Origin of the sequence: Bacillus sp. 22475, from assembly GCF_052044835.1 — a bacterium.
In the GTDB taxonomy this organism is placed as follows: Bacteria; Bacillota; Bacilli; order Bacillales; family Bacillaceae_G; genus Bacillus_A; species Bacillus_A cereus.
The window spans coordinates 1-12487 of the sequence record NZ_JBQENW010000010.1 but is presented as its reverse complement, the minus strand read 5'-3'; the positions used below and the strand labels follow the sequence as shown (position 1 = coordinate 12487).

Here is a 12487-nt window from a genome sequence, read left to right as displayed (position 1 = left end):
GGAAATATGAAAAAAACGGAACGAATAAATGATATGCTTATTTTCTTAAATAATAAAAGATATTTTAATTTAAAAGATTTAATGGCTAGATATGATATTTCTAAAAGTACCGCGTTGCGAGATATTCAATCATTGGAAGAAATAGGTGTACCAATATATTCTGAACTAGGTAGAAATGGAAGTTATAAAATTATAGAAAATAGTGTGTTATCGCCAATTTATTTTAGTGTGGATGAAATGTATGCGTTATACTTTTCGATTCTTACACTAAATGGATACAAGACAAAACCATTTAATGTAGAAAGTATTGCGCTTGAAAATAAATTTAAACATGTATTACCTGATAATGTGAGTAAAAATATTTCAATCATGGAACGGACGCTTTCTTTTGAAGTAACAAATCATAGTAATTTTAGTCCGTTCTTAAAAGAAATTTTACAGGGGATTTTTGCTGAGCGAGTTTATCATTTAACATATTTTAAAAAAAATGAGGAAAAAGTAATGGTCGCTCAATTTATTCGAATAGAATCTAAATTTGGCCAGTGGTATGCTAAAATCTTTAATTTTGAGACAAATAATGTTCAAATAATTAGATGTGATAAAATTCTTTCTATTGTGGAAACAAACAATACGAATCCAAAAAATCTTGAAGAATTATTAAGCTATCTTACTACTTTTCACAGAAAGCCGGATGCAATTGATTTTCGTGTCATTGTTAATCAAAAAGGAAAAGACATTTTTGATAAAGAGAATTATCCTTCCATGAGGATACAAAAAGAAAATGAAAATTACATTATAACAGGCTATTTTAACAAGAAAGAATTTGATTTTATTTCAAGTTATTTTCTGAATTTCGGTGAAACAATTATCTCGATTCAGCCAGTTATGCTAAAAGAGTTAATCTATAATAAGGTATTATCTATAAAGCAGCATTTAACTGCTTTAAGATAAAGTTAGTTTTAATCATTTTATTGACATGAAAAAGCCCTTGAGATTTAAATATCCAAAGGGCTTTTTTTGTGATGGTATTTGTTCTTTAGAAACATTATTTTTCTGGGACGGACAGTCCATAAAAGAACATCGTAACGATATCTTGTATATGTTTTTCGCGATCTCCTTCAAGAAGCTGAGCCCCGAAATCATCACCTAGTTTAGTGAACATTTGAATGTATAGTAACATCATTTCTTTAGTAAGGTGAGGGTTAATTTCATTTTTTTGCTGTGCTTGTTCTAGTATTTCTAAATACCAAGGCAGGATTTTTTCGTTTTGATAACTATAAATAAACTCTCGGAGCTCTTCATCTCTTTGCATCATTTGTAGTAACATATCCGGCTGAAATAACCCACCAGTATTCATTTTTCTTACAATCATTTTTTGCATCATTTCATGAAAAGGTAATTTTTCCTCTGCAAGATCTTTATAATATTGAAATTCAGATATGATAAAGTCTTGTATAAGCTCTCTAAATAACGCATCTTTACTTCCGAAATGATTATAAATGGTAACTTGAGAAACATTTGCTTTTTTTGCAATATGTTCTATTTTAACTTCATTAAATCCACGTTCTGAAAATAATAAGAAGGCCGCCTCTTTAATAGCGCGTTTTTTCTTTTCTTTCACTCTTTCAAAGCCGTTCAATGCAATCACCTCAATTAAAATATACAAGAAAAAATAATGGAAAACAATATTTTTGAAATGTGGACATATAAATATTTCAAAAAATTGTTGCGAATATGAAAGATGAGGAGTACAATAATTTTGAAATATCACATATTAAATATTTCAAAAAATGAGGTGGAATTATGATTTCAGTTCAAAATGTCACAAAACAGTTTTCAAATGGAAAAGGTTTGTTTCATATTACATTTGATGTAAAAGAAGGGGAAGTATTCGGTTACTTAGGACCAAATGGTGCTGGGAAATCCACAACAATTCGTAATTTAATGGGATTTATAAAACCGACAGCTGGTAAAGCGACAATTTTTGGATTAGATTGCTGGGATGAAGCAGCGAAAATTCAAAGAGAAGTTGGTTATTTACCAGGAGAAATTTCTTTTATTGAAGGAATGAACGGATTAGAGTTTTTAAAGTTAATGCAAGGAATGCGTGGGTTAAAGGATACGGAAAGACGAGATGAATTAATAGAACGTCTACAATTTGATCTGAAAACACCGATTCGAAAAATGTCTAAAGGAATGAAGCAAAAAGTAGGAATTGTTGCTGCTTTTATGCATGATCCAGAAGTGTTAATTTTAGATGAACCAACATCAGGACTCGATCCACTTATGCAGCAAGTGTTTATAGATTTAATATTAGAAGAAAAGCAAAGAGGGAAAACAATCCTTATGTCATCGCACATTTTTACTGAGATTGAGAGAACTTGTGACAGAGTGGCTATAATTAAAGATGGTCGCCTTGTAACGGTTGAAAATATTCATGATTTACAAAGCTTGAGACGACAGGTAATAGATGTAACCGTATCATCGCAAGAAGAGATTGAATCTCTTACACAATGTAATTTGCAATTTGAAGCGGTGAAAGGTAGAGAAGCATCGATTATTGTGCAAGGAAACTATCAAACTGTTTTACAAACACTTTCAAACTATAATGTAACGGCGCTTCAAACGAGAGCAATGGATTTAGAACATTTATTTATGCATTATTACGATAAGAAAGAAGGGGTAAAGCATGAATAAGCAATTGTTTTTAGCTAGTTTGAAAGAAACACAAAAAAGTATTTTGAGTTATGCAACTGGTGCAGCTCTATATTTATGGTTATTAATTTGGATCTTCCCTTCAATGGTATCAGCGAAAGGGTTAAATGAATTAATAAGTGCTATGCCTGATAGTGTGAAAAAAATTGTTGGAATGGAAAGTCCGATTCAAAACGTAATGGATTTTTTAGCTGGCGAATATTATAGTCTATTGTTTATTATCATATTAACAATTTTTTGTGTAACAGTTGCAACGCATTTAATTGCTCTTCATGTAGATAAAGGAGCGATGGCATACTTGCTAGCAACACCTGTATCTAGAGTGCAAATTGCAATCACGCAAGCGGCTATTCTCGTATTAGGGCTACTAATCATAGTAACTGTTACGTATGTAGCGGGTATAGTAGGTGCAGAGTGGTTTCTACAAGATAATAACTTAAATAAAGAATTATTCCTGAAGATAAATATAGTCGGTGGGTTAATATTTTTAGTCGTTAGTGCGTATTCATTTTTCTTTTCTTGTATATGTAATGACGAAAGAAAGGCACTTAGCTACTCAGCAAGTTTAACTATTTTATTTTTCGTAACGGACATGGTAGGTAAATTAAGCGATAAGTTAGAGTGGATGAGAAATATATCATTATTTACGCTATTTCGTCCGAAAGAAATTGCTGAAGGAACGTATAATATATGGCCAGTGAGTATAGGTTTAACTGCTGGAGCACTTTGTATTTTCATAGTAGCAATTGTAGTGTTTAGGAAAAGGGATTTACCGTTGTAAAGTAGAAAGTCCACTGAGAAAGTGGGCTTTTTTTGATGAGGAGGAAACGAATGAATCATTTGTTCCGGGTTAAGCTATATGTAAATGATATTGAGCAGTCATTATTGTTTTATGAAGAAGTAATTGGTTTACAGTTGTATAAAAGAAGTATGCATGCAGCACCCTTTAATCACGATCAGTTTTCTCTGTTACTAGCTACTGATTCAACATTGAATGAAAATCACTATTTTTACAATCAAAAAGAAATGAAAGGGAATGGCTTTGAACTAATTATTGTTGTCGACCGAATTGAAGAAGTATATGACCGTTGTAAAGAGAAGCGGTGCACAATACAAGAAGAAATTCAAACTTATCCGTGGGAGATGAGAGGATTTAAAGTTGTTGATCCAGATGGATATTTCCTTAGAATTACATCTGAGTAAAGGTAAACATGAAGAATGTTTACCTTTTTTTATGGGAATATTCAAAAAAATGAACCTTTTTCTAGGCTCATCCGTCTAATACATGTAAAGTTAAATTTGAAGTGAGGATGAAACAGGAGGAGCAATTGTGAAAGTAATCCCTTTATATAAAATGATTATAAAAGAAGAAACCGATGTTTCCTTAGCGAAAAAAGGTGATCACGAAGCGTTTATGGCGCTTATACATACAGAGAAAGTGAAGATGTATCGAATAGCAAAGGCGATGTTACGTGATGAGACAAATATAGAGGATGCGATACAGGCAACAATTTTAAAAGCCTATGAAAATATAAAAAAATTAAAAAAAGAAGAGTTTTTTCAAACGTGGTTAATTCGAATTTTAATGAATGAGTGTAACAATATTATTAGAGCGTATAAAAAGGTAATTGTGACAGAAGAGAATGATTACAATATGAGCGCATGTGATCAGTATGAAGATATAGATTTGTGTAATGCGATTCAATCGTTACATGAAGAATTAAGAGCTGTTACGGTGCTTTATTATTATGAAGATATGAATCAAGAGAGTATTGCTAAGTTTTTAGAAATACCAAAAGGAACAGTGAAATCGAGATTGTCACGTGCGAGGGAACAACTGCAAAAACGATTAAAGATGGAATAGGGGGTGTAAAGAGTGGATAATGAAAAATTATTTGATGAGAAATTAAAAAAGAGAATAAAAGATGAGAATGTTATAATGCCGCCAGAGTTAAATGAAAAGATTAATCGTACACTACATAATCTCCCTGTAAAAAAGAATGGTTACAGAGTTTACATGATGGTTATAAGTGCTGCTGTTCTAGCACTTTCAATTGTATCTATGTCGGAGTTTTCTGATCAAATTTTTGCTCAAAATGGTGGAGTATTTGAATATGTAAAGAAAAAGGCGTTTTCTGATTATGAAAATGAAGAAGAAATAAAATCGAACGTAAATTATCCAGATAAAGAAAAAATTCATGAAAAGATGCTAGATTCCATTGATTATTTTAAAAATATTTCAGGACAATTTGAGGAATATTCTAGTTCGTCAAGAATTGCTACAACATACAAATATGCGATTGATACGGAGCAACAAAGAGGTATCTCTTCGAAAGAAGATAAGCTAACGAAAAAACGAACCATTATATATAACGAGGGCAAGAAAAAAGAATTTGACGATGAGAAATATACATATAAAGAGACAAAATGGAGCCCGAAGGAAAGAAACTATGAACTATTAAAATTAAATCCTACGGAAAGATTATTGAGAAAATCAGGCGAGAAAAAAAGGTATGATGATGAATATGTGGGATTTGCGAAGTATAGTATGCAATCAGAATTTGCTGATTTGTTAATCCGATATAAAGATTGGAATTATAAAGAAACGAAGTATCTTGGACTGGATTGCTACAAAATAGAAGGGACAATAAATATAGAAATGCCTGTAAGTACATCTGAAGATTTAAGAGGGAAATTTGAAATGGTTGTAGAGAAAAATACGGGGGTTATGCTAAAATTCCTTAGTTTCCACGAAGGTATGATTCAATATTCGATTACGACTGAATGGATACAAATAAACAAAGGGTTGAAAGAGAATGTGTTTCAAAAGGATAGCGCTAAGTATGAAAAATTGAAAAATATATTAGATGAATAGAAAACGGAGGGAACTATATGGAGAATACCTCTTCTTCAAGAGAAAAGAAAAATAAAAGACAATATAAAAAGACAATGATAATAAGTGTATTGTTAGTAGTATTATTATTTGGCGGAGTGGGATACGGTGCTTATGTGTATATGAAAACTTCTAATCTCGTACAAAAGTCTAGTTTAAATTTAGCGCGTGGTGAAAAATCACATTTACGTGAGAACACCGTAAAACCAATTGCAAATAATGTTTCACTTTTAATTATGGGAATTGATGAAAATCAAGAACGACAAAAGGAGTATAATGGTGCTTTTCATACAGATGCACTACTGTTAGCTACTTTTAATAAAGATGATAAGACAGTGAAATTAACGAGCATACCACGTGATACATATACATATGTTCCAGTTGAAAAGAAAAAAGATAAAATAACGCATGCGTATGGAAGTGGTTTCGTTAAAAATGGTAAAGATGGAGGACCACAAGCTTCAGTGGAAGCGGTAGAAAAATTGCTACAAGTGCCTGTTGATTATTTTGTGAAGTTTAATTTTAATGCATTTACTAAAATTGTTGATGGATTAGATGGGATTGAAGTAGATGTCCCAGTTGAATTTACGGAGCAAAATAGTAAAGATGAACCTGACGCGATTCATTTGAAAAAAGGACTACAAAAATTAACAGGGGAAGAAGCACTTGCACTGGCAAGAACGCGTCATATTGATAGTGATGCAATGAGAGGTCAGCGCCAACAACTTGTTATTGAAGCGATGTTAAGTAAATTAAAAAGTGTAGGCTCGATTACGAAACTAGAAAAAATAGTTGAGGCGGTTGACGGCGATTTTAAAACAAATTTAGTAATGGATGATATTTTATCATTTTATAAATACGGTTTAAACGGTTCAGTTGAAAAAATACAATTAACTGGTGATGATTTATATTTACCTAACGGTCCAAATGGGCAACGTGTATATTATTATAATCCTAATAAAAAAGATCTACAGAGTTTGAGTAATACGCTTAGAACACATCTAGGATTAAGTGAAAAGCAGATTGAGGAGAATTAAAGCAGGCATAATGTCTGCTTTTTTATTATGTTTAATAGTATGACATTTAAACTCTAATGTTATATGCTGTTTTAAAATTATGGATAATAGTGTAACATAATGATGTGGTTTAAGTTAAATAGCAGGGGGGGATATTACATAAAATACATCATTAGCAATTATTGAAGTCGTATGGGAGAAATGGAAGAAACAGGGGAGTATTAAAAATGAGAATTGTAAAGAATTTAACATTCCAAGTTATTGTGGCAATTATTTGTGGTATTGCAGTAGGGGCAATTTGGCCTAGTGTTGGACAAGAGATGAAGCCAATTGGTGAAACATTCATCAATATGATTAAAATGGTTATTGCACCGATAATCTTTTTAACGATTGTGCTTGGTATTGCAAGTATGGGAAGTATGAAAAAGGTAGGTCGTGTTGGTGGGAAGGCACTATTATATTTTGAAATCGTTACAACAGCGGCTTTACTTATTGGTATCATCGTAGCGAATGTTGTACGTCCCGGAGATGGATTAGATCCTTCGAAACTAAAGGGCGGAGATGTTTCACAATATGTACAAAGCGGGCAAGAAATGCAGTGGATGGATTTCTTTTTACATATTGTGCCGTCTAACATGTTTGAAGCATTTGCAAAAGGTGATATTTTACAAGTTCTGTTTTTCTCCATTTTATTCGGTGCAGGGTTAACGATGCTCGGGAAAAATGGACAACCTGTTATCGACTTTTTTGAAAGATTATCGAAAGTATTTTTTAATATTTTATCTATTGTTATGAAGTTAGCGCCAGTTGGAGCATTCGGTGGAATGTCGTTTACAATTGGTAAATATGGTTTAAGTACGTTAATACCACTTGGTAAATTAATGATTTGTGTATATGCAACAATGGCATTATTTGTTTTTATTGTTTTAAATTTTATTTGTAAACTGTACAAATTTAGTTTGTGGAAATATTTAGCTCACATTAAAGAAGAATTACTCATTGTTCTCGGGACATCATCATCAGAATCAGTATTGCCGCGAATGATGACAAAGATGGAAGACTTCGGATGTTCGAAGCCGGTAGTAGGTTTAGTCATTCCAACAGGATACTCTTTTAATTTAGATGGAACGACAATTTATTTATCGATGGCTACTATATTTTTAGCTCAAGTCTTTCACATCGATCTTTCACTAGGTCAACAATTAACTATAATAGCTATTTTGTTGGTTACATCTAAAGGAGCAGCGGCAGTAACAGGCGGGGGATTTATTGTATTAGCCTCTACTTTGTCAGCAATGAATGTTATTCCATTAGAAGGGTTAGCACTATTACTTGGGGTAGATCGTTTCATGTCAGAGGCACGTGCTATCGTCAATTCAATTGGTAATGGTATTGCGACTGTAGTTGTTGCAAAAAGTGAAAATGAATTTGATGAAGAGAAGTATACGAGAGTAATAGAGGAAATGAAAAAAGAGAAAATGGTCGGATAAAAAAGTCAGCAAAGCTGACTTTTTTATTTTTGTAGAAAAGAGGTTTGTTACGATATACATTATTTATTAACAATAATTTACAGGTGTTTTATAGTGAAGGGATATAAAGACTATTAAATCAATACATAGAATTCAATGAGATATAGTGTTTCGAAAGATTATGGAATTTTTATGAATATTACTGTAAAAAAATAATTTTTTAAAAATTTTCAATAATAACACTTTACAAAACTCAAAAAATTAGTAGAATAATAGTTAATAAGAATCTTCTGATAAATATATAAAGAAAAACAGAATTATCAGAAAACTTCTTAAATGAGAGCGTTTAGAATTAGGGAGGGTACAGAAAGTGAAAAAGAAAAAAATGAAAAAACTAACAGCAGTTGTAGCACCAGTTTTAGCAATGAGTATGGCATTGACAGCATGTTCTACATCAGGCGGAGATAAGAAGACAAGCACAAATTCTAGCTCTGGCGGAGATAGCAAATCAGAAGAAAAATTAGCAGCGAAACAAGTGTTCAATAAAACAGAAAATCAGGAAATTCCAACAATGGATACGTCGAAGAGTACAGATACTTTGGGCTCTCAAATTTTAGGGAACACAATGGAAGGCTTATACCGTTTAGATAAAGAGAATAAACCAATCCCAGCTGCGGCAGAATCAAGCACGAAGAGTGAGGATGGTAAAAAATATACATTTAAATTACGTAAAGATGCAAAATGGTCAAATGGTGATCCTGTAACAGCGAAAGATTTCGTATTTGCATGGCAACGTTTATTAGATCCAAAAACAGCTGCGGAGTATGCATTCATTGCATTCCCAATTAAAAATGCAGAAGCGGTTAATAAAGGTGAAAAACCTGTAACAGAACTAGGAGTTAAAGCAGTAGATGACCTTACTTTAGAAGTTGAATTAGAACAAGCAGTACCATACTTCTTAAACTTAGTAGCATTCCCATCGTACTATCCATTAAATGAGAAATTCGTAAAAGAAAAAGGGGATAAATACGGTTTAGAATCTGATACAACTGTATATAATGGACCGTTCGTTCTTACTGATTGGAAGCATGAGCAAGGTTGGAAACTGAAGAAGAATGATCAATATTGGGATAAAAAGACTGTAAAATTAGATGAAATTAACTATAGTGTTGTAAAAGAGCCAGCAACTAATGTGAATTTATATGATAGTGGTCAAATTGATTTCTCCTTATTAACAGGTGAATTTGTTGACAAATTTAGAAATAATAAAGAGGAATATGGGGTGTATAACGAACCAAGTACGTTCTTTATACGTTTAAACCAAAAACGTGGTGGACAAGATACACCATTAAAGAGTAAAAAATTACGTGAAGCAATTGCGCTATCAATTGATAAAAAGAATTTAACAAATGTTATTTTAAATGATGGGTCAAAACCTGCAGATTATTTAGTGCCGAAAGGCTTAGCAGCTGGACCTGATGGGAAAGACTTCCAAGAAACGTTTAAAAACGGTATTAAACCAGATGCGAAAAAAGCAGCTGCTGCATGGGAAGAAGCGAAAAAAGAACTTGGAAAAGATCAAGTTACAATTGAGTTTTTAAACTATGATACTGGTAATGCGAAAAAAGTTGGAGAATATGTAAAAGATCAAATTGAGAAAAACTTAAAAGGTGTAACAGTAAATATTAAACTGCAGCCGTTTAAACAAAAACTTAAATTAGAATCAGAGCAAGATTATGATATTTCATATGGTGGATGGAGCCCAGATTATGCGGATCCAATGACATATTTAGATATGTTTGAAAGTAAGCACTCTCATAACCAAATGAGTTTCTCTGATCAGAAATATGATGAAATAATTAAAAAAGCTGGTGGGGAATTAATGAGTGATGCGAAGAAACGCTGGGAGGAACTAGGAAAAGCAGAGAAACTACTTCTTCAAGAAGATGTAGCTCTTGTACCTTTATATCAAAGTGCTAGATCTTATGTTATGAAACCGTATGTAAAAGGTGTTGTTAAGCATAATATTAGCCCAGAATACAGCTATAAGTGGGCATATGTTACTGAAAAATAATAGAGTTGAAAAAGTACTTCAAAGCAGTCTACATGCCTTGAAGTACTTTTTTTATTGTACAATTGAACGTGAAAATGAAAGAGTAGAGAAGAAATGAAATGTAGTAGATGGAGGATACATGTAGTATGGTCATAGAAAATAGAATGTTACTATCTTTAAGTAAAAAAAATTTTCTAAATATTTTAAAAATAACTTTACAAAACTAGAAAAAATAGTAGAATATTAATTAATAAGAATTTTCTGATAACTAGTTATTAGAAAGTCTATCAAAGATGGTTTCGTACATATAATTGGGGAGGATACAAAAATGAAGAAAAAGATGAAAAAGTTTACGGCGGTTGTGGCGCCAGTATTAGCGATGAGTATGGCGTTAACAGCATGTTCTGGATCAGGTGGGGAGAAGAAAACGACTACGACGTCTAGTGGTGGGGAAGATAAAAAGTCTGATATTAAATATGCAGCGAAGCAAGTGTTAAATCGTACAGAGAATCAAGAAATTCCGACAATGGATACTTCTAAGTCTACTGATACGTTAGGGGCACAAATTTTAGGAAACACGATGGAAGGATTATATCGTCTTGATAAAGATAATAAGCCAATCCCGGCTGCGGCAGAATCTAGTACGAAAAGCGAGGATGGCAAAAAATATACATTTAAACTGCGTAAAGACGCAAAATGGTCGAATGGTGATCCAGTAACAGCGAAAGATTTCGTATTTGCATGGCAGCGCTTACTTGATAAAAATACAGCGGCAGAATATGCGTTTATTGCCTACTATATTAAAAACGCAGAGGCGATTAATAAAGGTGAAAAACCTGTAACAGAATTAGGAGCAAAAGCGGTAGACGATTATACACTAGAAGTAGAACTAGAGAAACCAGTACCGTACTTCTTAAACTTATTAGCATTCCCGTCATACTATCCGCTAAATGAAAAATTCGTAAAAGAAAAAGGAGATAAATACGGTTTAGAAGCTGACACGACAGTGTATAACGGTCCATTTGTTATGGCTTCATGGAAACATGAACAAGGATGGCAGCTAAAGAAAAATGATAAATATTGGGATAACAAGACTGTGAAATTAGAAGAAATTAATTATAGTGTAGTAAAAGAAGTTGCGACGAAAGTAAACTTATATGATACAGGATCAATTGACTTTACATTACTATCAGGAGAATTTGTAGATAAATATAAATCGAACAAAGATGAGTACGGTGAGTATTCAGAAGCAAGTACATTCTTCTTACGTTTAAATCAAAAGCGTAACGGACAAGATACACCGTTAAAGAGCAAAAAGCTTCGTGAAGCAATTGCGTTATCAGTTGATAAAAAAGGATTGGCAAATGTAATTTTAAATAATGGATCAAAAGCAACGGATCAATTGGTTCCAAAAGGACTTGCGACAGGACCAGACGGTAAAGATTACCAAGATACATTTAAAAATGGTTTGAAATATGATCCGAAAAAAGGTGCAGCAGCTTGGGAAGCAGCGAAAAAAGAACTTGGAAAAGATCAAGTGACAATTGAATTACTAAGTTATGATGATGGAACTGCGAAAAAGATTGCTGATTATGTTAAAGATCAAATTGAGAAAAACTTAAAAGGTGTAACGATTAATACAAAGATTCAGCCGTTTAAACAAAAATTAAAATTAGAGACTGCACAAGATTATGAAATCTCTTATGCAGGTTGGAGTCCAGACTACGCGGATCCAATGACGTTTATTGATATGTTTGAGTCGAAGAGCCCGTATAACCAAATGAGTTACTCAAATGCTAAATATGATGATATGGTATCAAAAGCAGGTAATGAATTAATGGGTGATGCGAAGAAGCGTTGGGAAACGTTAGGAAAAGCTGAAAAACTATTCCTTGAAGAAGATGCTGGGCTAGTTCCTTTATATCAAACAGGAAGAGCGTATGTAATGAAACCGAATGTTAAAGGAATTGTGAAACACAATATTAGCCCAGAATATAGCTTTAAGTGGGCTTATGTAACAGAAGGGAAATAATAAAAAAGAGCGTTTTAAAAGTGGATTGTGAAGTGACCCCTAAAAGTTAGACACGGTTATTTCATTAGGCAGCTTGATAAAAGTGAGTCCGGTATTGTACCGGGCTCATTTTTAATTTTGCCTTAATCCGTTTCGTATTATAATAATCTATATATTTTTCTAATTCTATTTTAAAGTGCTCTACATTTTCAAATTCTTTTATGTAGAGAAACTCCGACTTCATAATCCCAAAGAAATTTTCTATTACTGCGTTGTCGTAACAGTTGCCTTTTCGAGACATACTCTGGACGATAGCTCTTGATTCAAGTG

The 12487-nt window shown here is 32.7% G+C and carries 12 protein-coding genes; 10 read left to right on the top strand and 2 right to left on the bottom strand.

The features are described from left to right. Nucleotides 1-6: 6 nt before the first annotated feature. Nucleotides 7-951, top strand: coding sequence for a helix-turn-helix transcriptional regulator (locus ACTJJY_RS17200; RefSeq protein ID WP_046954577.1), 945 nt, complete (start codon nt 7-9; stop codon nt 949-951). Nucleotides 952-1045: 94 nt separating this feature from the next. On the opposite strand, the gene ACTJJY_RS17195 is transcribed toward ACTJJY_RS17200, so the two are convergent. Continuing rightward, nucleotides 1046-1666, bottom strand: a complete 621-nt coding sequence (locus tag ACTJJY_RS17195) for a TetR/AcrR family transcriptional regulator (RefSeq protein ID WP_152665110.1) — start codon at nt 1664-1666, stop codon at nt 1046-1048. Nucleotides 1667-1803: 137 nt separating this feature from the next. Here ACTJJY_RS17195 and ACTJJY_RS17190 point away from each other — a divergent pair, with 137 nt between their 5' ends. The 9 genes from ACTJJY_RS17190 to ACTJJY_RS17150 all read left to right on the top strand — a co-directional run bounded on the left by ACTJJY_RS17190 (nt 1804) and on the right by ACTJJY_RS17150 (nt 12178). Beyond that, nucleotides 1804-2697, top strand: a complete 894-nt coding sequence (locus tag ACTJJY_RS17190; RefSeq protein ID WP_046954579.1) for an ABC transporter ATP-binding protein — start codon at nt 1804-1806, stop codon at nt 2695-2697. Then, a complete protein-coding gene (locus ACTJJY_RS17185) occupies nt 2690-3496 on the top strand; it encodes an ABC transporter permease subunit (protein ID WP_440606102.1) in 807 nt (268 codons plus the stop codon). Before ACTJJY_RS17190 ends, ACTJJY_RS17185 begins: the two co-directional genes overlap by 8 nt. A gap of 50 nt (nt 3497-3546) precedes the next feature. Continuing rightward, nucleotides 3547-3918: a VOC family protein gene (locus ACTJJY_RS17180; RefSeq protein WP_440606101.1), complete on the top strand. Its 372-nt coding sequence runs from the start codon at nt 3547-3549 to the stop codon at nt 3916-3918. Between the two features lie 127 nt (nt 3919-4045). Next, nucleotides 4046-4579: a sigma-70 family RNA polymerase sigma factor gene (locus tag ACTJJY_RS17175; protein WP_440606100.1), complete on the top strand. Its 534-nt coding sequence runs from the start codon at nt 4046-4048 to the stop codon at nt 4577-4579. Nucleotides 4580-4591: 12 nt separating this feature from the next. Beyond that, on the top strand, nt 4592-5590 hold the full coding sequence (locus ACTJJY_RS17170) for a hypothetical protein (RefSeq protein ID WP_046957753.1): 999 nt from the start codon (nt 4592-4594) through the stop codon (nt 5588-5590). 17 nt (nt 5591-5607) lie between these two features. Continuing rightward, nucleotides 5608-6645, top strand: coding sequence for an LCP family protein (locus ACTJJY_RS17165; RefSeq protein WP_097917360.1), 1038 nt, complete (start codon nt 5608-5610; stop codon nt 6643-6645). Between the two features lie 206 nt (nt 6646-6851). Next, the gene (locus ACTJJY_RS17160) at nt 6852-8114 is read left to right on the top strand and encodes a dicarboxylate/amino acid:cation symporter (protein WP_440606099.1); all 1263 of its coding nucleotides are present in this window, start codon (nt 6852-6854) and stop codon (nt 8112-8114) included. A 349-nt stretch (nt 8115-8463) separates the two neighbouring features. Beyond that, nucleotides 8464-10167 (top strand): peptide ABC transporter substrate-binding protein, encoded by a 1704-nt coding sequence (locus tag ACTJJY_RS17155; protein ID WP_215561923.1) that lies wholly within the window; start codon nt 8464-8466, stop codon nt 10165-10167. Between the two features lie 307 nt (nt 10168-10474). After that, the gene (locus ACTJJY_RS17150; RefSeq protein WP_000728456.1) at nt 10475-12178 is read left to right on the top strand and encodes a peptide ABC transporter substrate-binding protein; all 1704 of its coding nucleotides are present in this window, start codon (nt 10475-10477) and stop codon (nt 12176-12178) included. 64 nt (nt 12179-12242) lie between these two features. Here ACTJJY_RS17150 and ACTJJY_RS17145 read toward each other — a convergent pair. After that, the coding region (locus ACTJJY_RS17145; protein WP_140157801.1) for an IS3 family transposase at nt 12243-12487 on the bottom strand (245 nt) is incomplete at its 5' end.